We start from the raw sequence: 22,509 nt of genomic DNA on the forward strand, positions 1-22,509 counted from the left end.
GTCATTAGAGCAAGCCGCATATGCTTTTGACAGACCGACCGTTGCGCCTTGGCACCAGAGGATCGCCGCTGGCGCTGGCCCAGGCCCGCATGACCGCCCGCGCGCTGATCGACGTCCATGGCTGGGCCGAAGATGCCATCCGGATCGTGACCGTCCAGACCAGCGGCGACCGCATTCAGGACCGCGCGCTCGCCGACATCGGCGGCAAGGCGCTGTGGACCAAGGAACTGGATCGCGCATTGGTCGCGGGCGAGATCGATTTTGCGGTGCACAGCATGAAAGATGTGGAGACGCTTCGCCCCGACGCCTTTCGCATCGCCGCCATATTGCCGCGCGCCGATGTGCGTGACCGGCTCATCGGCGCGGATAGTTTCGACGCGCTTCCCCCCGCGCCGCTGATCGGCACCAGTTCGCCGCGCCGCGCGGCGCAGGTCAGCCGGATGCGGCCGGATGCGACGATCACCCTGTTTCGCGGCAATGTCGCCACGCGCCTTGGCAAACTGGCGGCGGGTGAGGTTCATGCAACGCTGCTGGCGGCGGCTGGCCTCGACCGGCTGGATCAGGGCGATATCGGTGTGGCTATATCGCTCGATATGATGCTGCCCGCGCCGTCGCAGGGTGCCGTCGGAATCGAGGCCCTGACGGACAATGGCCCGGTGCTGGCCGCACTGGCCGCGATCAACGACACCAACTCCTTCGACTGCGTGATGATGGAGCGCATGTTGCTGCGCGGATTGAACGGAACCTGCCACTCGCCGATTGCCGCGCTTGCGCGGGTGGAGGGCGACGGGCTGTTCCTCCGTGCGGAAATCATCAGTCCGGATGGCCAGGAAACCGTGCGCGAAGAGGCGCGGATGTCGCGCGGCGACTATGCGGCAGCGGAATGCGTCGGGCAGAAACTGCTCGACCGGGCCAGTCCGGCGCTGCGCGCGCTGTTCGGCGGGTGAGCCAGGTCATCATCCTGCGGCCACAACCGGCGGCAGGCAGGACGGCGGCCCGCGTCGCGGCGCTTGGGCTCTGCCCGCTGGTGCATCCCCTGTTCGCGCCACAGCCGCTCGACTGGACACCGCCCCCAACTGAAGATTTCGACGCGGTGTTGCTGACCAGCGCCAACGGCGTTCGGCTGGCCGGCCCCGGCATCGGCCGTTATCGGTCCTTGCCGACCTATGCGGTAGGCGAGGCGACGGCGTTGGCACTGGTCCAGGCTGGCTTTGCTGATGTGACGGCGGGCACCGCTGACGGAAGTATGATCGCGGCGCGGATCGCACGGGACGGCCATCGTGCGATACTGCATTTGGGAGGCAGACATGTCGCCCCACTCGATCCGGGGCCGCTGCGCATCGATCGCATCGCCGTCTACGCCATGAACGAAGCGCCCCAGGCCGCTGCGCTTCCAGCGACGATCGAACCCGGCGACATCCTGCTCATCCATTCTCCGCGCGCGGGGGAGCGCGCCGCAGCGCTGCTGTCCCCTTTGGCGCGCGAAACGCTGCATATTGTCGCGATCAGCCCGGCGGCGGCGCTGGCCGCTGGGGACGGCTGGGCAAGCGTCCAGTCATCCGCGCAGCCGCAGGATGACGCAATGCTGGCCCTTGCCGCGCGATTGTGTAAATAATCGCCGGATCATGGAAGACCAGTCAGTGAACAGTGATGAGGACGGCACCGAAAGCGCCGCTACACCCGCGCCCGTCGCGGCGCGTCGGGGCTCCTGGCTGCTACTCCTGCTGCCGCTGCTCGCCTTTGCCGTAGGTGTCGTTCTGACGATCCTTGCCATGCCGAATATCGAGCGACGGTGGCGCGGCATGTCCGCCGACCTGCCCGTCCGCTCAGCAGCGCCTGTGGGCACGACAGCCGCCGCGCCGGCACCGGCTCAGTCGCTCGGGCAAGATGTGGAGCGGGCGCTCGACAGTCGGGTGGTGCAACTGGAAGAACGGCTGAACCACGTCACGGTCGAGGCGCAGGCCGCGTCGGGCAATGCGGTACGAGCCGAAGGACTGCTGGTGGCCTTCGCCGCGCGCCGCGCCCTCGATAGCGGCACGCCGCTCGGCTATATCGAAGGGCAGATGAGGCTGCGCTTTGGACAGGCCCAGCCGCGCGCCGTGGCGACGATCGTCAACGCGGCACGCGAACCGGTGACGCTTGCGGATCTGCGCGGCGGGCTGCTCGATATCGCTGAGAGGGCGATGGCCCCGGCTCCCGATGGCAACTGGTGGGATGCGCTGGAGCATGAGGCGCGCGAACTCGTAACCATCCGCAAGGCATCCACGCCCTCGCCACGTCCGCAGGCCGCCATGGACCGGGCCGTCCGCGCGATCGATGCAGGGCGCGTAGGGGCCGCGCTTGCTGAAGTCGAGCGCATGCCCGGCCGCAGCGCCGCCGATCGCTGGATGCAATCGGCCCGTCAGTATCTGGAAGCGCGCCGGGCACTGGACCTGATAGAAACCGCGGCGATTCTGGAGCCCCGCCAGTTGCGCGGCACCGATGGCGCGCCCGTGTCCCAGACTTCTCCTCTGGCTCCCTGATGGCCTAATGGTGCGGCGAGCCGTTCGCCGCGCAAGTTGAAACTCATGGACGCGCCAGCCGTTTGTCACGACAATGTCACTTTTGCCCATCCGGGCATCTGGGAATCGTCGTGCCACCTTATACCAACGCAATCGCCAGCTTCTGGAAAGACCGCCTCGCTACCGGGCCACGCGCCCCGGCGCGCCCGCAGGCCCATCATCTGTTTCGTAACGCATCCCTGCCGATCGATTCGGCGCGTACGCGGGCGCAGGCCGGGTCGCTGGCCGGTCGCATGCGAGGTGATGGACGGCACATCCTGCTGATTCCCGGCCTGCTCGCGTCGGAATCGCGGATGGAAGCGATGCGCGGCATCCTGAACGAGGCCGGTTATGATGCTCATGGCTGGGGCATGGGCCGTAATTTCGGGCCCAAAAGCGACAGTCTGGAGCGGATCGACCGGCGCGTCGACGAGATACGGCGCGAATCGGGCAGCAAGGTCACGCTGGTCGGGTGGAGCCTTGGCGGCCTGTTCGCTCGCGAATATGCAAAATATGCCACCGGCAAGGTTGGCGGCATCGTCACTATGGGCACGCCCTTTTCAGGCGACCCGCGCGCCAATCATGCCTGGAGGCTCTACCAACTCGTTTCAGGCTTTCCCGTCGATCAGCCGCCTTTTGCCTGCTGCCGCGAGGAAAAACCACCAGTGCGGACGATTGCGCTATGGTCGCGGCGCGATGGGGTGATCTTGCCCGAATGCGCGCGCGGCCGGTCCGGCGAGAGGGATCAGGCGATCGAGGTCGATTGTACCCATATGGGCTTCGCCGCCTCGCCCGAGGGGATATTGGCGGTCGGGCAGGCGCTGGCGATGATGGACTGATCGTCGCGAGCCGCGCCCGTCCGACAGCGACCGATTATATCAGCTGCCTGCTCTATTCATGGGGCCGCAACGAGCGATTGAGGCTGTCGAGAACCTCGCCGATCGGTTCGGTCACGGTCACGCTGCGCCCCTCGCCGAAGCGGATGCGGGTGCCATCGTTGACCGAGGAAACAAAAGTTACCTGCGCGGCATTGACGGCGGTCTCCGTGCGATCCGCGCCTACGAACATGACGAGCATGGCAGTCCTCTCCTTCATTATGGAGGGGTAGCCTAGCCGGATTTGCGGCGGTTACCAGCGCGTTTTGCGCGGCGCTGCCAAATCGCGAAATTACCGGACCTTGAGCGACGGCTGATAGCCAAAGGCTGCCTCCGCCAGCTTAACCACCGCGGGGTCGGCCTCGGGGAAATCCATCGGCACCAGCGCTTCGAGCTGATCGGCGACATAGGTCAAAGCCGCGATCCGCCCTGCTTTGCGATCATTATTGTCGATGACATGCCAGGGCGCATATTTGGTGTCGGTGCGTTTGAACATGGCGTGCAGGGCTTTAAGATATGCCGCCCGCCGCGCCCGGTTGCGATAATCGTCGGCGCCGGTTTTCCATCGCTTCCACGGGGTGTCGAGCCGCTCGGCCAGTTGCTTGTCCTGCGTGTCCTGCGTGATGTGGACAAACAGCTTGACGATGTTCGTGCCCGCGTCGACCTGCTGCTGTTCGAAGGCGTTGATTTCATTGTAGCCGCGCTTCCACTCGGCTTTTTTCGCAAAGCCTTCTACGCGTTCGACCAGGACACGGCCGTACCAGCTTCGGTCGAAGACCGCGATGTTGCGGCCGGCCGGCAGTCGCGTCCAGAATCGCCAGAGGAAATGATGATCGCGCTCGATCTCATTGGGCGCGGAAATCGGATGCACCTGAAAGTAGCGCGGGTCCCAGTCGGCGCTCATCCGCTTGATAATGCCGCCCTTGCCCGCGGCGTCCCATCCTTCGAACAGGATCACCGACCGCCGGTCGTGGATGATATGCGCAACCTGGATCTTGGCCAGCCGCTGCTGGAGCGCAGCAAGATCGGCCTCATAGTCACCCCGATACTTCGCTCCCCCATCGAAATCGGCAAGATCGATGCGCATGTGCGCCTCCTCATACGAACCGGAAAAACGTGGTTCAGGCGTAGCCTATGCCAATCCGGGCGGTGTTGAAAGGATGGCGTTTATACCCGATGGCAGGCCGACAATCATAATGCAGGAGAGTTTGGATGACGCAGTTACTGGCAGGCCATTCGATTTTGGTGACCGGCGGCGCCGATGGTATCGGCCGGTCCGTGTCCCTGCTCTGCGGACAGGCGGGGGCGGCCGTCACCGTAACCGACGTCAATGTTGAGGGCGGCAAGGCGGTGGCCGAAGCCATCAACAGCAGCGGCGGTCAGGCTCAGTTCGTGCGGCTCGACGTCGCCGACGAGGCGCAGCATCACGCCGCGGTCGAGGCGGCGGTCAAGGCGTTCGGCAAGCTCGATGGCGCATGCAATGCGGCCGGAAAGCCATTCCAGGGGCGAAAGATACATGAGATCGACCCGGAGTTCTGGGAATCGGTCTATATCATCAATCTGCGCAGCGTCTTTTTTGCGATGCGTGCGCAGGTGCCGGCGATGCTGGATGCCGGGAAAGGCTCCATCGTCCATATCTCATCCGCTGCGGCGATAGACGCATTCCCCAACGGCGCGGAATATTGCGCGGCGAAGGGCGGCGTCTTATCGGCGACGCGTGCGGCGGCGCTCGATTATGCCAAGATGGGCATCCGGGTGAATGCCGTCCTGCCCGGCGCCACGCAGACGAACATGATGCAAGCGCAATTCGACAGGTTCGACGGTCTGCGTGAATCGGTGATCCAGGCCGTGCCTATGGGTCGCCTGGCACAGCCCGACGAGATCGCCTACCCCGTTCGCTGGCTGCTGTCCGACGAAGCCAGCTTCGTCACCGGCAGCATCATGCTGGTGGATGGCGGCCAGAACGCATCCTGAATGGGGTCTGATCGACGCCGGACCATCAGGACCGGCGTCGATGACAGACTTGCACATCACCCCTTCGCCTGCGGCTCCACCACACGCACATGCAGTTCGCGCAGCTGCTTGAACTCAGCCGAGCTGGGCGCGCCCATCAACAGGTCCTCGGCGCGCTGGTTCATCGGGAACAGCGTCACTTCGCGCAGATTCTGCGCGCCAACCAGCAGCATGACGATGCGATCGACGCCCGCCGCCATGCCGCCATGGGGCGGCGCGCCGTACTGGAACGCGCGATAGAGGCCGCCGAAGCGATCCTCTACATCCTGCTGGCTCAGGCCCACCAGTTCGAACGCCCTGACCATCAGTTCCGGTGACTGGTTGCGGATCGATCCCGACGCGATCTCATAGCCGTTGCAGACCATATCATATTGATAGGCGTTGATCGTCAACGGGTCCTGAGTGTTCAGCGCGTCCAGCCCGCCTTGCGGCATCGAGAAAGGATTGTGCGCGAAGTCGATCGACTTTGAATCCTCATCATATTCGTAGAAGGGGAAATCGACGATCCAGCACAGATCGAACCGGTCCTTGTCGATCAGGTCCAGCGTTTCGCCCACGCGGATGCGCGCGAGGCCGGCCAGCTTGGCCGCCTGCGATTCCTTGCCTGCCGCGAAAAACACGCCGTCATTGGGGCCAAGCCCTAGCGCCGCGATCAGCTTCGCGGTCGCTTCCTCGCCATGATTCTTGGCGATCGGACCGCCGGGCACGCCGTCCTTGATGTTGATATAGCCCAGGCCCGAATAGCCTTCGCCCCGCGCCCAATTGTTCATTTCGTCGAAGAATTTGCGGCTGCCTGCGCCAGCCCCCGGTGCGGGGATCGCGCGGATCACGCTGCCGCTTTCGACCAGCGACGCGAAAATGCCAAAGCCGCTCCCGTGGAAATGCTCGGTCACGTCCTGAATGATGATCGGGTTGCGCAGGTCGGGCTTGTCGCTGCCATATTTGAGCAGCGCCTCGGCATGGGGAATACGCGGGAAGCTGCCCGCTGGCGTCACCGGCTTGCCCTCTGCGAATGCCTCGAACACCTGCGCGATCACCGGCTCCATCGTGTTCCAGACATCTTCCTGGGTGACGAAGCTCATTTCGAGATCGAGCTGGTAGAATTCACCCGGCAGCCGGTCGGCGCGCGGATCCTCGTCGCGGAAGCAGGGAGCGATCTGGAAATAGCGGTCGAACCCCGCGACCATCAGCAGCTGCTTATATTGCTGCGGGGCTTGCGGCAGGGCGTAGAATTTCCCCGGATGGATGCGGCTCGGCACCAGAAAATCGCGTGCGCCTTCCGGGCTGGATGCGGTCAGAATAGGTGTCGAATATTCGGTGAAGCCCGCGCCTTCCATGCGGCGGCGCATGTCGGAAATGATCTTCGTGCGGGTGACGATATTGGCGTGCAGCGTCTCGCGCCGCAGATCGAGGAAGCGGTAGCGCAGGCGGATATCTTCGGGATAGTCCTGCTCGCCCGCCACCGGCAGCGGCAGTTCGGCGGCGGCGGACACTATCGTTACGCTGTCGGCGACCACCTCTATAGTCCCCGTCACCATCTTGGGATTGATCGCCTCGGCCGCGCGGGCGACGACCTTGCCTTCGACCGTCACGACCGATTCCAGCCGCAATCCTTCCAGCGCGCGCAGGGGATCGCTTTCCGCCTTCGCCACTATCTGGGTGATGCCATAATGGTCGCGCAGATCGACGAACAGCACCCCGCCATGGTCGCGCTTGCGATGCACCCACCCCGACAGACGAACGGTCGCGCCGACATCGGCCTCACCAAGGGCGGCGCAGTTGTGGGTGCGATAGGCGTGCATGGATCAGGGGTCTTTCGAATACGCTATAGGGATATGACAAACTGTTGCAGGCGAGCTATGGCCTTGTTCGTCACGTGCGACCAGCCCGCCAGGGAGCGGGCCAGCCCATAATAAGATCGAAGACCATATGCAAATTCATCCGCTGATTACCGACAGCCAGACCCTTGCCGACTTTTGCGCCCGCATCGCCAAATCCCCCTATATCGCGGTCGATACCGAGTTTATGCGGGAAAACAGCTATTGGCCCGACCTCTGCCTGATCCAGGTGGCCGACGAGCATGAGGCGGCCGCGATCGATCCCAAGGCGAACGGCCTCGATCTCAAGCCCCTACTCGACCTGATGTGCGACAATGAGGATGTGCTCAAGGTCTTCCACGCCGGCGGGCAGGATCTGGAGATCATCTACAACCTAACCGGCAAGACGCCACATCCGATGTTCGACACTCAGATCGCGGCGATGGCGCTGGGTCTTGGCGAACAGATCGGCTATGGCAATCTGGTCGAGGCTTGGCTCGGCACCGTACTCGACAAAGGCGCCCGCTTCACCGACTGGGGACGCCGTCCGCTCGACAAGCGCCAGATCGATTATGCGATCGGCGACGTCACCTATCTCATCCAGATTTTCCCCAAGATGCTCGACGAACTGCGCCGCACCGGCCGCGGCGACTGGCTCGATCAGGAAATGGAGCGCATCTGCGACGTCGAAAATTACATCAACGAACCCGCCGAAGCGTGGAAGCGCGTCCGCATCGCCAGCCGCAAAGCCGATGTGCTAGGTCGCCTCAAAGCCCTCGCCGCCTGGCGCGAGCATGAGGCACGCGACAAGAATCTGCCGCGCGGCCGCATCGTCAAGGATGAGACGCTGGCCGATATCGCCAGCCATCCGCCGCGCACGCAGGATGATCTCGGCAAAGTGCGCGGGCTGTCGGCGACCTGGAAAAGCAACGATATCGGCGCGCGGCTCATGGCGGCGCTCGGCAATCACGGGCCGCTCGACAAGGAAGACCTGCCCGATCGCGATCCCAAGCGGCCGGGCCTTGGCAAGGACGGTGCCTTGGTCGCCGATCTGCTCAAATTATTGCTCAAAATCCGCTCGCGAGACATTAATGTCGCTTCGCGTCTGCTGGCTCGGTCCGACGATATCGACGCGCTGGCGGCCGGCGTGCGCGAGAATCTCGCGATTCTCGAAGGCTGGCGCTACGAACAGTTCGGCCGCGACGCCGTCGATCTGGTCGAAGGCCGGCTCGCCTTTGCGGTGCGCAACGGCCGGCTCAAGATGACGCGGACAGAATAAAAGGCTTCGGCCTCAACATTCCAGTCCGATCAGCGTACCGCTGCCGATGCGGTCGACATGGCGCTTGCCGTCGATCTCCAGCCAGTCAGGCGTAACTTCCAGGCGGCGGCCGCGAATGGTCGTGCGCAAATGCTCCACGGCGATCCGGTTGCGCGTAACGATGCGCAGCACCGCAAGGCCATCGCCCCGCGTCGCCATCATGCTGTAGCGGTCTCCACGGAGGAGGAAATGCCAGCTGCCATCGTCGGGCAACCATTCATTGCCGTCGATCACCTGACGGGGCGAACCGTCCGGTGCGCCCAGCCGCACGCTGATCCGCGTCGCGCCATTGCTGCGCCGGGGTGGCGCGAAGATCAGGATCGGCTCGCCATCGACTGTAATCGGGATCGGCGTATCACGCAGCAATCGCGATCCGCCGACGATCAACTGGGGCAATTCGTTGGAAAAAGGCAGCCTGTCACGTGCGAAATGACGCTGGCGCACCACAGGATTGGCGTGGAAGCTTTGGACCTGGCTTGGGGTCAGCCGCCCTTCCTCCACCAGCCCGTGACAGGTCGGGCACAGCAATGTCGCCCCCGGCCCGTCCGGCAATCCCAGGTAGCGATAGATGGTGACGCCGCAGCGCACACAGGCGAAGCCGCAGGCCTGCCGAATTTCCTCACGCTGGTCCGCCGTCAAATCCGGCAAGGACGGCATCACCCGCAAACCCATGAAAGACGACCTTTGTTAACACCACGCGGCATGATGCAGCGTAGCGGGCTTCCCGGCGTCCTCCTGTGCGGCTCTGCGTCCGCTCTTATGAGCTATCGTTGGAATAAAACGGGCGAAGTCAAGCGCTACCGCACAGGCGTGCCCGCCGACGCTATGCGCTGCGGCAACAGATCGAGGTTACGCGACGCAGCTATGGCACGAATTCTACCCGGCCGTGGCATATTGCGGATAGCGATTTCGGCGACATCGCCCGCGCTGAACAGCTCGACATTGCCGACATCGAACAGCCTCTGGCCGAAGCTTTGCGTAATGCGAACGCTGCGAATGCTCGACAGCGCGATCTCGGTCCGCTGTCGCGAAAACAGTCCCCGCTCCAACAGCGCTTCGCGGTCGCTCAGCGCCAGCCTCTCACCCTTGTGCAGCACCCACCAGACGCCGATCGCGAGAATGCCGATGACCGATATCAGCAACAGGATGAAGAGGAAGGGATGCGCCCGGAACATGGCCGGGTTCTCGTCATACAGCCATGTTTCGGTCATCCCGGCGCTCCCCATCATGCCGCCAACTTGACCACGGAAGCCGCGACAGGGTCAAGAGCCCGGCGCGGCGAGAGTCAGGCTTCGTCACCCATGCGTAGCGCGGCGATAAACGCCTCCTGGGGAATCTGGACGCTGCCATATTCGCGCATCCGCTTCTTGCCCTCTTTCTGCTTGTCGAGCAGCTTCTTCTTGCGGCTGATGTCGCCGCCATAGCATTTCGCGGTCACATCCTTGCGCATTGCCGCAATCGTCTCGCGAGCAATCACCTTGCCGCCGATCGCCGCCTGAATCGGGATCTTGAACAAATGGCGGGGGATCAGGTCCTTCAGCCGCTCGCACATGCCGCGGCCGCGCGATTCCGCCGTGCCGCGATGGACGATCATGGACAGCGCGTCGACGGGTTCGGAATTGACCATGATGCTCATCTTGACGAGGTCGCCCTCGCGGTAGCCGATCTGGTGGTAATCGAAGCTGGCATAGCCCCGGCTGATGGATTTCAGGCGATCGTAGAAATCGAACACCACTTCGTTGAGGGGCAGTTCATAGGTCACCTGCGCACGCCCGCCGACATAGGTCAGGTTCTTCTGGATGCCGCGCCGATCCTGGCAGAGTTTGAGGATGGAACCGAGATATTCATCGGGGCAGTAGATCACCGCCTCGATCCACGGCTCCTCGATTTCGTCGATCTTCGTAGGGTCGGGCATGTCGGCGGGATTATGGAGTTCGATCTCGCCCGCGCCGTAAGTCAGCTGGATCTTGTAGACCACCGAGGGCGCGGTCGTGATGAGGTCCAGGTCATATTCGCGGGTCAGCCGCTCCTGAATGATCTCCAGATGCAGCAGCCCCAGGAAGCCGCAGCGGAAGCCGAAGCCAAGCGCCGCACTGCTCTCCATCTCGAACGAGAAGGACGCATCGTTCAGGCGCAGCTTGCTGATCGAATCACGCAATTTGTCGAAGTCGTTGGCGTCGACCGGGAACAGGCCGCAGAACACGACCGATTGCACTTCCTTGAAACCGGGCAGTGGCGTCTTGGCCGGGTTCTTGACCGTGGTGATGGTGTCGCCCACGCGCGTCTGGCTGATGTCCTTTATCTGCGCGGTGATGAATCCGATCTCGCCCGCCGCCAGTTCGGGCAGCGTTTCGATCTTCGGTCGCATGCACCCCACCCGGTCGATCAGATGTTCGGTGCCGCCAATCATGAACTTGACGTTCTGCCCCTTGGTGATCACGCCATTGACGACGCGCACCAGAATCACGACGCCCAGATAAGGGTCGTACCAGCTGTCGACCAGCATCGCTTCCAGCGGCGCGTTGCGATCGCCCTTGGGCGGGGGAATCTTGTTGACGATGGCTTCGAGCACCTCGTCGATGCCGATGCCGGACTTTGCCGACGCCATCACCGCTTCGGATGCGTCGAGGCCGATTACATCCTCGATTTCCTTGCGCACCTTTTCCGGTTCAGCGGCGGGCAGGTCGATCTTGTTGATGACGGGCACGATCTCATGATCATGCTCGATCGACTGATAGACATTGGCGAGCGTCTGCGCCTCCACGCCCTGCGCCGCATCGACCACCAGCAACGCGCCTTCGCAGGCGGCGAGGCTGCGGCTCACCTCATAGGCGAAATCGACATGGCCCGGCGTGTCCATGAGGTTGAGTTCATAGGTCTCGCCATTTTTCGCGACATAGTCGAGGCGCACCGTCTGCGCCTTGATGGTGATCCCGCGCTCCTTTTCGATATCCATATTGTCGAGCACCTGCGCGCTCATCTCGCGGTCGGTCAGCCCGCCGGTACGCTGGATCAGCCGGTCGGCGAGGGTCGATTTGCCATGGTCGATATGGGCGATGATCGAGAAGTTACGGATATGCGAAAGGTCGGTCATGCGCCGCGCCCTAGCAGCCATTTATCAGCCTGTCATCTCACCCCCCATATCGGGGGACTGCCACCCCTTCGCTTGAACAGCGGCCATGTTGTGATACAGGATAGGCAAAGATGGGTTGCAAAGATCGATAACAAGTTTCCGCAGCTAACGGGGTGCATGACAATGCAGGTTTTCAAGACGATCATGGCGGCAAGCGTCGGCATGGCGATGGCGATGTCGCCGGTGCTGGCGGCCGAAAAGGGCTCTTCGGGGCGTCAGGCGCAAGCGAAGAAGCAGATGGAGATTCCCCACTGCACCCGCCGCATCGGCACGGTCGCCATCGTCGAGCCCGACAATCAGTGGTGGCGCGAGATGAGCCTTGGCAGTCCCGAGGCGATCATCAAGCTGTTCGTCCAGCAATCGGGCTGTTTTGGTATCGTCAATCGCGGCCGATCGATGGCCAGCCGCAACATCGAACGCGCCATGGCCGATTCGGGCGAACTTCAGTCCGGCAGCAACCTGGGCAAGGGCCAAGTGAAGGCGGCGGATTATTTCCTTCAGCCCGACATCGTCACCGCCAACCAGAATAGCGGCGGCAACGCGATCGGCGGCCTGCTCGGCGGCTTCATGGGCGGGACGCTGGGGGCTCTTGCCGGCGGCATCTCGATCAAGAAGAAGGAAGCCAATGTCACCCTGTCGATCGTGAACGCGCGCACGACCGAGGAAGAAGCCATGACCGAGGGCTATTTCCGCAAGTCGGACCTCAGCTTCGGCGGCGGCGGCGGCCTCGGCTGGATGGGCGGCCTCGCGGCGGTTGGCGGCGGCGGCTACCAGAATACGGAAATCGGCCAGGTCATCGTGCTCGCCTATCTCGATGCCTATACCAAATTGGTGACCCAGTTGGGCGGCCTGCCCGATAATGCGGCGGCAGCGGCACCGAAGGCGAAATAAGCATTAATCAGGACCAGAAGGCGTCGCCGGCAATGGCGACGCCTTCTTCATGTCTGTTCCGCTTCGGCAGCAGGCAGGCTGGCTCCCCGCGCACGACGCCGTCGCCACCAGCCAAGGATCACCTCGGCCGCCGGACGTTCGACCAGCCGGTTGATCGCCGTGCCCAGCCCCAAAGCGACGAAGAAGGCCGCGGCAAAGCCCGCCCAGGGCCCATAGCCCGCACCCGCTACCTTCATCATGACGACGAAGCCGACATGCTGGTGGATCAGATAAAAAGAATAGCTGACGCCGCCGAGCCAAACGAGCGGGCGGATCGCCAGAAAGCGAAGCCGGCCCCTGATCAGCGCCGCAAAAATCACGATCAGGAGCATGGCGACGAGGGTCAGGTCCCATGTCTCAATCGCCGCGACCGACAATAGCGCGGCTCCCGCATAGGGCGCCTGCTGCCGCCAGCTCCGCTGCCCCGACCAGATGCGATAGGCCAGCATCCCGATCATGAAGAAAGGCGTGTAGCGCAGCACGAAGAGCATCACGATTCGCTCGGGCATGTCGGGCCATAGCTGGAACAACCCTCGCAGCGCGAGCCAGGCGAGCAGCGCCGGCTCCAGACGCTTCAGCCCGACCCATTTCCACAGCGCGACCATGCAGAAATAAAAGGCGATCTCGACGGTCAACGTCCAATAAGCGCCGTCAACCTCAGGGAGGAAGGCAAAGCCCTGCAACATCGTCATATTCGCGAGGATGGCCCCCGGGCCGACCAGCAATTGCCACATATGCGAGACATATTCGATCGAGAGCGTCAGCAGCATAGCAACCAGATAGGCGGGATAGAGCCTAGCAAACCGGTTCACGACAAAATCCGCGACACCGCGAATCCGTTCGAGCGTGAAGAAAATCGCGAAGCCCGAAATCGCGAAGAACAACAGCACCCTGTAATTACCGCCGGGAAAGTTGAAGGGCACATGCTGCGCCTGAGGGAATAATTCGTGGAAGCGGGTCGAATAATGAAACACGAGTACGCACAGCGCCCCGACGCCCCGCAAAGCGTCGAGTTCGGTCAACCGAATCCGCGAACCTTTGGTTACGATCATCCCGCCTCATAGCAACGCAGGCGCAACAAATCCGTTATTATCGTAGTTAACGCCAAGTCCCGACGTCGATGTCGAGCGCGCATGCCGCGCATAAAGCGCCGCGCTGGGCCCCGGCGCGGGCCGGGGTCCAGAAGACTGCAGACTATCCTAGATACTGTTGGCGACGCCCTTCACCAGCTGAAGTCTTTCCAGGGCAACCCGCTGCCGATGGACGACCAGCAATCCGCCGGGATATCAGGCCCTGTCGTCCAAAATCGCCGCGATCGCGGTCGACACATCATCCATGTCCGCCATGCCATCGACCCGCGACACGATGCCCCGCGCTTCATAGATTGGCAGGATCGGCGCGGTCTTGGCGCGGTATTCGGCCATGCGCGTCCGCACGGTTTCCTCATTATCGTCGGGACGCCGCTTGAACTCGTGACCGCCGCACTTGTCGCACGTGCCCTCGACTTTCGGCTGGGCAAAGCTGTCATGATAGCCAGCGCCACAGGTTGCGCAGGTAAAGCGCCCCGTAATGCGCTCCACCAGCGCATCTTCGTCGACGCCCAGCTCGATAACATGATCGAGCAAACGCCCGCGCTCCGACAGAATGGCGTCTAGCGAATGGGCCTGCGGTTGCGTGCGTGGATAGCCGTCGAAAATGACACCGGTCTCGGGCGAAAGCGCATCGAGCGCCTCGCCGATAATGCCGGACACGACGTCGTCGGGAACCAGCGCACCCGATTCCATCAGCGCTTTGGCTTGCAGTCCCACCGGCGTGCCCGCCTTGACCGCGGCGCGCAGCATATCGCCGGTCGACAATTGGACCATGCCACGGCTTTCCACCAGGCGGCTGGCCTGCGTGCCTTTACCGGCACCCGGAGGGCCAAGCAGGATGATATTCATTGAGCGCATACTCCCCTGTTGTGCGCTGTCAGTCAGGCATGCCCGTCAGCGCAGGCGGCCCTTAAGCTTCGCCTTTTTGATGAGATCACCATATTGATGGGCCAGTAGATGGCTCTGGATCTGCGTGACGGTGTCGACCGTGACATTGACGACGATCAACAGGCTGGTGCCCCCCAGATAGAAGGGAATGCCCGCTCGCGCGATGGCAAATTCCGGCACCAGGCAGATGAACGCCAGATAGGCCGCGCCGATGACGGTGATGCGGGTCAGCACATAATCCAGATAATTTTCAGTGTTCTTGCCCGGCCGAATGCCAGGAATGAACCCGCCATTGCGCTTGAGATTGTCGGCCGTTTCTTCCGGATTGAACACCACGGCGGTGTAGAAGAAACAGAAGAACACGATGCCAAAGGCATAAAGGGCCATATAAAGCGGTGTGCCGTGCGCCAGATACTGGTTCAGCGTCAGGACGAAATCGCCAAGCTTGCTGTCACCCGCTACCGTCTTGCCCGCGAATTGCGAGATCGTCAGCGGCATCAGCAGCAGCGATGACGCGAAGATCGGCGGTATCACGCCGGCCGTGTTGACCTTGAGCGGCAAATGACTGCGATCCGCCTGCATCAGCCCCTGACGCGTCTGGCGCTTGGGATATTGGATCAGCACACGACGCTGTGCCCGCTCCATATAACAGATCAACAGGACCAGCCCGATCAGGCACACCACGATCAACATGATGAGCAGGCCGGAGATCGACCCCTCGCTCCCCGATTTGAACAGGTTGCTGAGCGTCACCGGCAGCTGCGCCACGATGCCCGCCATGATGATGAGCGATACGCCGTTGCCGATGCCGCGCGAGGTGATCTGCTCGCCCAGCCACATCAGGAACATGGTGCCGCCGATCAGTGAGATGACAGCCGCGATACGGAACAGCATGCCGGGGTCCACCACCGCCTGCACACCCGACGACGCGCCGAAGCTTTCCAAACCCGTGGCGATGAAATAGCCTTGGATCGCCGTCAGGCCAACCGTGCCATAGCGAGTATATTGATTGAGCTTCTTGCGCCCGCTCTCGCCTTCCTTCTTGATCGCCGCCAGTTGCGGCGACAGCGACGAACCGAGCTGCACCACGATCGAGGCGGTGATATAGGGCATGACGCCGAGGGCGATCAGGCTCATGCGCGACAGGCTGCCGCCTGAAAAGGTGTTGAAGATGTCGAGGATGCCGCCATTAGTCTGGCTGTAAAGCTGAGACAGGGCAGTCGGATCGACGCCAGGCAGCGGCACAAAGCTCAGAAAACGAAACACGATCAGCGCGCCGAAGGTAAACCACAGGCGCTTTTTGAGGTCGGTCGCCTGGCCGAACTTTGCCAGACTGAGGTTGGATGCGAGCTGGTCGGCTCTCGATGCCATGTGGCTGCCCTTCAAATCACTTTTGCCGGGCTGGTCGCCCGGGCTGGAATCGCTCACCCATTAGCGGGCCGGGCTATGCATGTCGAACGGGGAGTTATCGCCGCAGCGACAAACTGAGTTTCCCCGATATACATGACCCCGCCAACCCATATCGGGCAGCGGGGCCACGCTTGCAAGTCTGGAGGAAGCTTAGGCTTTCCGCGCGGCCTTGGCGGCGGCCAGAGCCGTGCCCTTCTTCGCCTTCGCCTTGTCGGCGGCGGCCACGACCTCGATCACCTCGACCTTGCCGCCGGTCTTCTCGACGGCCTCGATCGCGCCCTTGGACGCGCCGGCGACCAGGAAGCTGACATTGGCGGTCAGTTCACCCTTGGCGAGCAGGCGTACGCCATCCTTGCCGCCACGGGCGAGGTTCGCGGCCTTGAGCGCGGCATGATCGATGGTTGCAGCCGCATCGAGCTTGCCTTCCTCGATCGCCTTCTGGATGGTGCCCAGGTTCACGATCGCGAAATCCTTGGCGAAGATGTTGTTGAAGCCGCGCTTCGGGATGCGCATGTGGAGCGGCATCTGGCCACCCTCGAAACCGTTGATGGCGACACCCGAGCGCGCCTTGGCACCCTTCTGGCCGCGCCCGGCAGTCTTGCCCTTGCCCGAGCCGATGCCGCGTCCGACGCGCATCCGGCCCTTGCGGGCGCCGTCATTATCCTTGATGTCGTTCAGCTTGAAAGTCATGGTGCACTCGCTTTCGCTTGGTTCGCGCTGCCCCCGTGGGAGCCAATGGAGCGGCGCCATTAGCGCCTCTCTCTAAAAAACGAAAGAGGGGTCTCCCCCTCTTTGCGCTTCATTTCTTCGGATGGCCGGGCCGTTCAGCCCTCGACCACTGCCACCATATGGGGCAGCTTCTTGATGGCACCGCGGACTTCCGCCGTGTCCTCAAGCTCCACCACCCGGTGCATCTTGCCAAGCCCGAGACCGATCAGAATTTTCTTCTGGTCGGCAGGGCGGCGGATCGGCGAACCGATCTGCTTGATCTTGATTTTGGCCATATCAGTTACTCCGCAATCGCTTCGGCGTCGGCCTGAGCGACCTCGACCGAGGCGCCGCCACGACGAAGCAGGTCAGCAACCTTCTTGCCGCGACGCTGCGCCACCGATTTGGGGCTGGTCTGTTCGTTCAGCGCCTCGAAGGTCGCCCGGATCATATTATAGGGGTTCGACGTGCCGTTCGACTTGGTCACGACATCCGCTACGCCCAGGCTTTCGAACACGGCGCGCATCGGGCCGCCGGCGATGATGCCCGTACCGGCCGGGGCCGAACGCAACGTCACCTTGCCGGCACCGAAATGGCCCAGACCATCATGGTGCAGCGTGCGGCCTTCCTTGAGCGGAATGCGAACCATCGCCTTCTTGGCCGAAGCCGTCGCCTTGCTGATCGCCTCGGGCACTTCGCGCGCCTTGCCATGGCCGAAACCGGCCTTGCCCTTACCGTCACCGACCACGACCAGCGCCGCGAAGCCGAAGCGCTTGCCGCCCTTGACCGTCTTCGACACGCGGTTGATGTGGACCAGCTTCTCGATCAGCTCTTCGCCGCCATCGTCGTCGCGATTGCCGCCACGGCGGTCGTCACGACGGCCACGGCCACCACGATCATTGCCGCCACGGTTGTTGCCGCCGCTGCGATTGCCGCGAGCGCCACGGCCGGGACCGCGATTTTCCTGCTGCGGCTGGACTAACTCCTGCGGGCTCGAATCCTGACCCAGAACGGTCTCGGGCTGGTTGCCAGCGCCGGTGGTGTTTTCATCTGCCATGTTCAGAACTCCAGCCCGGCTTCACGGGCCGCATCGGCCAGCGCCTTGACGCGGCCATGGAAAAGAAAGCCTCCGCGGTCGAACACGACCTTGGTCACGCCCGCCTTGGTGGCCGCTTCGGCGATGCGCTTGCCGACATCGGCAGCAGCATCGGACGTCGCGCCGGTCTTGCCGAGCGCTTTGGCGCCGACATCCTTGTCCAGAGTCGAAGCGGCGGCGACGGTCGAGCCGGCAGCGTCGTCGATGACCTGAGCGTAGATGTGACGGCCCGAGCGATGGATCGACAGACGGGGACGGGGGTTCTGGCCCGAGCGCGCCTTGAGCGCGGTACGGACGCGGCGGCGACGCCGCTCGAAGAGGGAAAGCTTTGCCATCTTACTTCTTCTTCCCTTCCTTGCGGAAGATGAACTCGCCTTCGTACTTGATGCCCTTGCCCTTATAGGGTTCGGGCTTACGCCAGCGACGGATTTCGGCGGCTACCTGGCCGACCTTCTGCTTGTCGATACCGATGATCTCGACCGTGGTGTTATCCGGGGTCTTGATCTCGATCCCGTCGGGGATCGCGAAATCGACGTCGTGGCTGTAGCCCAGCTGCAGCTTCAGATTCTTGCCTTGCGAGTTCGCCCTGTAACCAACGCCGGTGATGAGGAGCTTCTTGGTGAAGCCCTCCGTCACGCCGGTGATCAGGTTCTGAACGAGCGTACGCTGCATCCCCCAGAAGGCGCGAGCCTGTTTGGTCTTGTTGGCCGGCTGAACCGAAATGCCATCATTTTCCAGCGTGTAGCTGATCTCGTCGCGCATCGCGAGGGCGAGTGTGCCCTTGGGACCCTTCACCGACAGCTGCCCGCCCTCGATCGTCGCCGTTACCCCGTTCGGGATCGCGACCGGCTTTTTACCGATGCGGCTCATCAGAACACCTCCGCGAGCACTTCGCCGCCGACATTCTGCTCACGCGCTTCGGCGTCGGACAGAACGCCACGAGGCGTCGAGACAATGGTGATGCCAAGGCCGTTGCGCACCACCGGCAGCTCTTTCGAACCGGAATAGACGCGGCGGCCGGGCTTGGAAACACGGGCCACATGCTTGATCGCAGGCTGGCCCTCGAAATATTTAAGCTCGATGCGCAGGCCCGGATGCTGGCCAATGGCTTCCTCGGAATAACCGCGGATATAGCCTTCGCGCTGGAGCACGTCGAGCACGCGAGCGCGCAGCTTGCTGGCGGGGGACATAACGCTGTCCTTCTTTGCCTGCTGCCCGTTGCGGATACGGGTGAGCATATCACCCAGGGGATCGGTCAATGCCATGAGATGATATCCTTACCAGCTCGACTTGGTGACGCCGGGGATCAGGCCTTTATTGGCCAGATCGCGCAGCTGAATGCGGCAGAGCCGGAACTTGCGGTAATAGGCACGCGGACGGCCGGTCACCTCGCAGCGGTTCCGAACGCGTGTCGGGTTACCGTTGCGGGGAATTTCGGCCATCTTGAGCCGCGCCATCAGGCGGTCCGAATCGTCGGCCGACTTGTCGTCGGCTACCGCACGCAAACGCGCATATTTGCCGGCATATTTCTTGACCAGCTTCTTGCGACGCTCATTCTTGTTGATGGAACTCAGTTTCGCCATGACTTAAGTTCTCTTCCTTTGCCTTAGGCGTTGGGAGAGAAGCGGGGCCTGTTCAGGCCGCCTGCTTCTCTTCTTCCTGCGGGAACGGGAAACCGAAAAGGCGCAGCAGTTCGCGCGCTTCATCGTCCGTCTTCGCGGTGGTGGTGACGATCACGTCCATGCCGCGCACCTTGTCGATCTTGTCGTAGCTGATCTCCGGGAAAATCAGCTGCTCCTTGATGCCGAAGGCATAATTGCCACGGCCGTCGAACGACTTGGGGTTGAGGCCACGAAAATCGCGGATGCGGGGCATGGCGATGTTCACCAGGCGGTCGAGAAATTCGTACATGCGCTCGCGACGAAGCGTAACCTTCGCACCGATGGGCATGCCTTCACGCAGCTTGAACTGCGCGATCGACTTCTTCGCCTTGGTGATGACCGGCTTCTGGCCTGCAATCTGCTCCATTTCCTCGGCAGCCTGCGTGACCTTCTTCTTGTCCTGCGTCGCTTCGCCCACGCCCATATTGAGCACGACCTTTTCGATCTTGGGCACTTCCATGACGTTCTTGTAACCGAATTTCTCGGTCATCGCCTTGGCGATCTCGGCGTCATAGAGCGCCTTGGAACGCGGAATATATGTGTCAGCCATTACAGCGTCTCCCCGGACTTCACGGCCACGCGGACCTTCTTGCCGTCGCGGTCCTCGAAACGGACGCGGGTCGGCTTGCCGTCGGCGCCAGCGATCGCCACATTCGAAATGTGCAACGGCGCGGGCTTGCGGTCGATGCCGCCCTGCGGGTTCGCCTGATCGGGCTTGCGGTGCTTGGCATGGACGTTGACGCCCTCGACCAGAACCTTCTCCTCTTTGGGGAACATCTGGAGCACGGTGCCGGTGCGGCCCTTGTCCTTGCCCGCGAGTATGACGACCTTGTCGCCCTTCTTGATTCTAGCAGCGCTCATTACAGCACCTCAGGCGCAAGAGAGATGATCTTCATATGCTTCTTGGCGCGCAGTTCGCGCACCACGGGGCCGAAGATACGCGTGCCGATCGGCTCTTCATTCTTGTTGATGAGCACGGCGGCATTGCCGTCGAAACGAATGACCGAGCCATCGGCGCGGCGAATGTCCTTGGCCGTGCGCACGATGACGGCGCGGTGAACGTCGCCCTTCTTCACCTTGCCGCGCGGCTGGGCTTCCTTGACGGAAACGACGATGATGTCGCCGACACCGGCGAAACGCCGCTTCGACCCGCCCAGCACCTTGATGCACTGGACGCGCTTGGCGCCGCTATTGTCCGCGACGTCAAGATTGGATTGCATCTGGATCATGGATCCGGTTCCTTCTTGTCTGGCCTACCGAGACGATCCCGGCGGTTCCGTATTCGTGGCTTCGACCCGGAGGATCCGAAAGCCAGAAGCGCGGGCCTGTAACCGCTTCTCCGAAGAAAAGCCAGCCCCGCGTTTCAGCTATCGCGACTCTGGATCAGTGACTGGCCTCAGGCCGCCGTTTCAGGCGACTTGTGGGTGTCCACGCGCTCGACGACCTTCCAGGTCTTGAGCTTGGAAATCGGGGCGGTCTCCTCGATGCGTACCGTCTCGCCTTCCTTGTAGACATTGCCCTCGTCATGGGCATGATATTTCTTCGAACGGCGAATGATCTTGCCGTAGAGCGCATGTTTCACCTTGCGCTCTACGCGAACGACCACCGTCTTGTCGGTCTTGTCGGAAACCACAGTTCCCGTCAGCACGCGCTTGGGCATCGTGTGGTTCCTTTACTTCGCAGCCGAGCGGTTGCGCTCGGTCTGTAGGGTCTTGATCTGCGCGATCGACCGGCGGACGTCCTTGACCCGGCTGGGCTTTTCCAGCTGGTTGGTCGCCGCCTGGAAACGCAGGTTGAACTGCTCGCGCTTCAGGCTGTTGAGTTCGCTCGACAGTTCGTCGTCGGTTTTGGTCTTGAGGTCAGCGACGTTCGCCATGATCAACCCTCCAGATGCGAGGTGTCGCCGAGGCGGGCGACAACCTTCGTCTTGATGGGCAGCTTCATCGCGGCGCGCGAGAAGGCCTCTGCTGCGAGCGGACCGGGCACACCGTCGAGTTCGAACAGGATGCGGCCGGGAGCGACGCGAGCCGCCCAATATTCTACCGAACCCTTGCCCTTGCCCTGGCGGACTTCGGCGGGTTTCTTCGTCACCGGAACGTCGGGGAATATACGGATCCACAAACGGCCCTGACGGCGGATGTGACGGGTGATCGCGCGGCGGGCCGCTTCGATCTGGCGCGCGGTGATCCGCTCGGGCTCCATGGCTTTGAGACCATAGGCACCGAAGTTCAGCGCGGTGCCGCCCTTCGCATCGCCCTTGATCCGACCCTTGAAGGTCTTGCGGAACTTCATCTTCTTCGGTTGCAGCATGACGCTATACCTACCTTATGTTCAGCGCGCCGGGCGCACGCCGGAGGTCTGAGCCTCCAGCATGAGCCGGTCGGTAGCCATCGGGTCATGACCCAGGATCTCGCCCTTGAAGATCCAGACCTTGATACCGCACACGCCATAGGCCGTGTGCGCTTCGGCCTCGGCGTAATCTACGTTCGCGCGCAGCGTGTGCAACGGAACGCGGCCTTCGCGATACCATTCGACGCGGGCGATCTCGGCACCGCCCAGGCGACCGCCGCAGGTGATCTTGATCCCCTCGGCGCCCAGACGCAGGGCCGACTGCACCGCACGCTTCATCGCCCGGCGGAACGCCACCCGGCGCTCCAGCTGATCGGCGATGCCTTGCGCCACGAGACGGCTGTCGACTTCGGGCTTGCGGATCTCGACGATGTTCAGCGACACGTCGGACGTGGTGAAAGCGGCAAGCTTCTTGCGAAGCTTCTCGATGTCCGCACCCTTCTTGCCGATGATGACACCGGGGCGCGCCGCGTAGATCGAAATCCGGCACAGCTTGGCCGGGCGCTCGATCACCACCTTGGAGATCGCTGCCTGGGGCATCGTCTTCATGATGAACTTGCGAATCTTGAGATCTTCCAGCAGCAGACGGCCATAGTCGGCGCCTTCGGCATACCAGCGGCTGTCCCAAGTGCGGTTGATCTGAAGACGCAGACCGATCGGATTGCTTTTATGACCCATGA

At 62.6% G+C, this 22,509-nt stretch carries 30 protein-coding genes; 7 read left to right on the plus strand and 23 right to left on the minus strand.

Annotation, left to right across the window (positions count from 1 at the left end):
* Positions 1-20: 20 nt before the first annotated feature.
* The 4 genes from hemC to WG907_RS08425 all read left to right on the plus strand — a co-directional run bounded on the left by hemC (position 21) and on the right by WG907_RS08425 (position 3,379).
* Positions 21-947, plus strand: a complete 927-nt coding sequence (hemC, locus tag WG907_RS08410) for a hydroxymethylbilane synthase (protein ID WP_340232303.1) — start codon at positions 21-23, stop codon at positions 945-947.
* Positions 944-1,615 (plus strand): uroporphyrinogen-III synthase, encoded by a 672-nt coding sequence (locus tag WG907_RS08415; RefSeq protein ID WP_340232304.1) that lies wholly within the window; start codon positions 944-946, stop codon positions 1,613-1,615. The genes hemC and WG907_RS08415 overlap by 4 nt, the downstream gene beginning before the upstream one ends.
* A 10-nt stretch (positions 1,616-1,625) precedes the next feature.
* Entirely contained in the window at positions 1,626-2,522 is an 897-nt protein-coding gene (locus tag WG907_RS08420) for a hypothetical protein (RefSeq protein ID WP_340232305.1), read from the plus strand.
* A gap of 110 nt (positions 2,523-2,632) precedes the next feature.
* Complete coding sequence (locus tag WG907_RS08425; RefSeq protein ID WP_340232306.1) at positions 2,633-3,379, plus strand: esterase/lipase family protein; 747 nt, start codon at positions 2,633-2,635, stop codon at positions 3,377-3,379.
* A 52-nt stretch (positions 3,380-3,431) separates the two neighbouring features.
* Here WG907_RS08425 and WG907_RS08430 read toward each other — a convergent pair whose 3' ends face one another.
* Both WG907_RS08430 and WG907_RS08435 read right to left on the minus strand, forming a co-directional pair.
* Positions 3,432-3,617 (minus strand): hypothetical protein, encoded by a 186-nt coding sequence (locus WG907_RS08430; protein ID WP_340232307.1) that lies wholly within the window; start codon positions 3,615-3,617, stop codon positions 3,432-3,434.
* A 90-nt stretch (positions 3,618-3,707) separates the two neighbouring features.
* Positions 3,708-4,502 (minus strand): polyphosphate kinase 2 family protein, encoded by a 795-nt coding sequence (locus tag WG907_RS08435; protein ID WP_340232308.1) that lies wholly within the window; start codon positions 4,500-4,502, stop codon positions 3,708-3,710.
* Between the two features lie 125 nt (positions 4,503-4,627).
* On the opposite strand from WG907_RS08435, the gene WG907_RS08440 reads away from it, so the two are divergent.
* Positions 4,628-5,389, plus strand: a complete 762-nt coding sequence (locus WG907_RS08440) for an SDR family NAD(P)-dependent oxidoreductase (RefSeq protein ID WP_340232309.1) — start codon at positions 4,628-4,630, stop codon at positions 5,387-5,389.
* A gap of 56 nt (positions 5,390-5,445) precedes the next feature.
* Here the strand turns inward: WG907_RS08440 and aspS are convergent, their stop codons facing one another.
* Entirely contained in the window at positions 5,446-7,230 is a 1,785-nt protein-coding gene (aspS, locus tag WG907_RS08445) for an aspartate--tRNA ligase (protein ID WP_340232310.1), read from the minus strand.
* Between the two features lie 127 nt (positions 7,231-7,357).
* Between aspS and rnd the strand changes: the two genes are divergently transcribed.
* Positions 7,358-8,524: a ribonuclease D gene (gene rnd / locus WG907_RS08450; protein WP_340232311.1), complete on the plus strand. Its 1,167-nt coding sequence runs from the start codon at positions 7,358-7,360 to the stop codon at positions 8,522-8,524.
* 12 nt (positions 8,525-8,536) lie between these two features.
* On the opposite strand, the gene WG907_RS08455 is transcribed toward rnd, so the two are convergent.
* From WG907_RS08455 to lepA, 3 genes are all read right to left on the minus strand, one after another.
* Positions 8,537-9,220, minus strand: a complete 684-nt coding sequence (locus WG907_RS08455; RefSeq protein WP_340232492.1) for a hypothetical protein — start codon at positions 9,218-9,220, stop codon at positions 8,537-8,539.
* A 140-nt stretch (positions 9,221-9,360) separates the two neighbouring features.
* Entirely contained in the window at positions 9,361-9,774 is a 414-nt protein-coding gene (locus WG907_RS08460; protein WP_340232312.1) for a PH domain-containing protein, read from the minus strand.
* Positions 9,775-9,848: 74 nt separating this feature from the next.
* Positions 9,849-11,657 (minus strand): translation elongation factor 4, encoded by a 1,809-nt coding sequence (lepA, locus tag WG907_RS08465; RefSeq protein ID WP_340232313.1) that lies wholly within the window; start codon positions 11,655-11,657, stop codon positions 9,849-9,851.
* 156 nt (positions 11,658-11,813) lie between these two features.
* Between lepA and WG907_RS08470 the strand changes: the two genes are divergently transcribed.
* Positions 11,814-12,587, plus strand: coding sequence for a CsgG/HfaB family protein (locus WG907_RS08470; protein ID WP_445326785.1), 774 nt, complete (start codon positions 11,814-11,816; stop codon positions 12,585-12,587).
* A 47-nt stretch (positions 12,588-12,634) separates the two neighbouring features.
* Here WG907_RS08470 and WG907_RS08475 read toward each other — a convergent pair whose 3' ends face one another.
* The 17 genes from WG907_RS08475 to rpsC form a co-directional block, all read right to left on the minus strand.
* Positions 12,635-13,678, minus strand: coding sequence for an acyltransferase family protein (locus WG907_RS08475; protein ID WP_340232314.1), 1,044 nt, complete (start codon positions 13,676-13,678; stop codon positions 12,635-12,637).
* 234 nt (positions 13,679-13,912) lie between these two features.
* Positions 13,913-14,566, minus strand: a complete 654-nt coding sequence (locus tag WG907_RS08480) for an adenylate kinase (protein ID WP_340232315.1) — start codon at positions 14,564-14,566, stop codon at positions 13,913-13,915.
* A 45-nt stretch (positions 14,567-14,611) separates the two neighbouring features.
* Complete coding sequence (gene secY / locus WG907_RS08485; RefSeq protein ID WP_340232316.1) at positions 14,612-15,976, minus strand: preprotein translocase subunit SecY; 1,365 nt, start codon at positions 15,974-15,976, stop codon at positions 14,612-14,614.
* Between the two features lie 189 nt (positions 15,977-16,165).
* Complete coding sequence (gene rplO / locus WG907_RS08490) at positions 16,166-16,705, minus strand: 50S ribosomal protein L15 (RefSeq protein WP_340232317.1); 540 nt, start codon at positions 16,703-16,705, stop codon at positions 16,166-16,168.
* A 134-nt stretch (positions 16,706-16,839) separates the two neighbouring features.
* Entirely contained in the window at positions 16,840-17,019 is a 180-nt protein-coding gene (gene rpmD / locus WG907_RS08495; RefSeq protein ID WP_066560520.1) for a 50S ribosomal protein L30, read from the minus strand.
* Positions 17,020-17,024: 5 nt separating this feature from the next.
* Positions 17,025-17,780, minus strand: a complete 756-nt coding sequence (gene rpsE / locus WG907_RS08500; RefSeq protein WP_340232318.1) for a 30S ribosomal protein S5 — start codon at positions 17,778-17,780, stop codon at positions 17,025-17,027.
* A gap of 2 nt (positions 17,781-17,782) precedes the next feature.
* Positions 17,783-18,154 carry a 50S ribosomal protein L18 gene (gene rplR / locus WG907_RS08505; protein WP_340232319.1) on the minus strand — a complete coding sequence of 124 codons (372 nt, stop codon included), beginning with the start codon at positions 18,152-18,154 and terminating at the stop codon, positions 17,783-17,785.
* 1 nt (position 18,155) lies between these two features.
* Positions 18,156-18,689 (minus strand): 50S ribosomal protein L6, encoded by a 534-nt coding sequence (rplF, locus tag WG907_RS08510; RefSeq protein ID WP_340232320.1) that lies wholly within the window; start codon positions 18,687-18,689, stop codon positions 18,156-18,158.
* Entirely contained in the window at positions 18,689-19,084 is a 396-nt protein-coding gene (gene rpsH, locus WG907_RS08515; RefSeq protein WP_340232321.1) for a 30S ribosomal protein S8, read from the minus strand. The genes rplF and rpsH overlap by 1 nt, the downstream gene beginning before the upstream one ends.
* A 12-nt stretch (positions 19,085-19,096) precedes the next feature.
* A complete protein-coding gene (rpsN, locus tag WG907_RS08520) occupies positions 19,097-19,402 on the minus strand; it encodes a 30S ribosomal protein S14 (RefSeq protein WP_340232322.1) in 306 nt (101 codons plus the stop codon).
* A 52-nt stretch (positions 19,403-19,454) separates the two neighbouring features.
* Complete coding sequence (rplE, locus tag WG907_RS08525; RefSeq protein ID WP_340232323.1) at positions 19,455-20,030, minus strand: 50S ribosomal protein L5; 576 nt, start codon at positions 20,028-20,030, stop codon at positions 19,455-19,457.
* Complete coding sequence (gene rplX / locus WG907_RS08530; RefSeq protein WP_340232324.1) at positions 20,030-20,341, minus strand: 50S ribosomal protein L24; 312 nt, start codon at positions 20,339-20,341, stop codon at positions 20,030-20,032. Before rplX ends, rplE begins: the two co-directional genes overlap by 1 nt.
* Complete coding sequence (gene rplN / locus WG907_RS08535; RefSeq protein ID WP_183956278.1) at positions 20,341-20,709, minus strand: 50S ribosomal protein L14; 369 nt, start codon at positions 20,707-20,709, stop codon at positions 20,341-20,343. Before rplN ends, rplX begins: the two co-directional genes overlap by 1 nt.
* A 167-nt stretch (positions 20,710-20,876) precedes the next feature.
* On the minus strand, positions 20,877-21,140 hold the full coding sequence (gene rpsQ / locus WG907_RS08540; RefSeq protein WP_340232325.1) for a 30S ribosomal protein S17: 264 nt from the start codon (positions 21,138-21,140) through the stop codon (positions 20,877-20,879).
* Positions 21,141-21,152: 12 nt separating this feature from the next.
* Complete coding sequence (rpmC, locus tag WG907_RS08545) at positions 21,153-21,356, minus strand: 50S ribosomal protein L29 (protein ID WP_340232326.1); 204 nt, start codon at positions 21,354-21,356, stop codon at positions 21,153-21,155.
* A 2-nt stretch (positions 21,357-21,358) separates the two neighbouring features.
* On the minus strand, positions 21,359-21,790 hold the full coding sequence (rplP, locus tag WG907_RS08550) for a 50S ribosomal protein L16 (protein WP_340232327.1): 432 nt from the start codon (positions 21,788-21,790) through the stop codon (positions 21,359-21,361).
* A 21-nt stretch (positions 21,791-21,811) separates the two neighbouring features.
* On the minus strand, positions 21,812-22,507 hold the full coding sequence (gene rpsC / locus WG907_RS08555) for a 30S ribosomal protein S3 (RefSeq protein ID WP_340232328.1): 696 nt from the start codon (positions 22,505-22,507) through the stop codon (positions 21,812-21,814).
* Between the last annotated feature and the right edge of the window lie 2 nt (positions 22,508-22,509).

Origin of the sequence: Sphingobium fluminis (assembly GCF_037723805.1) — a bacterium.
Classification (GTDB): Bacteria; Pseudomonadota; Alphaproteobacteria; order Sphingomonadales; family Sphingomonadaceae; genus Sphingobium.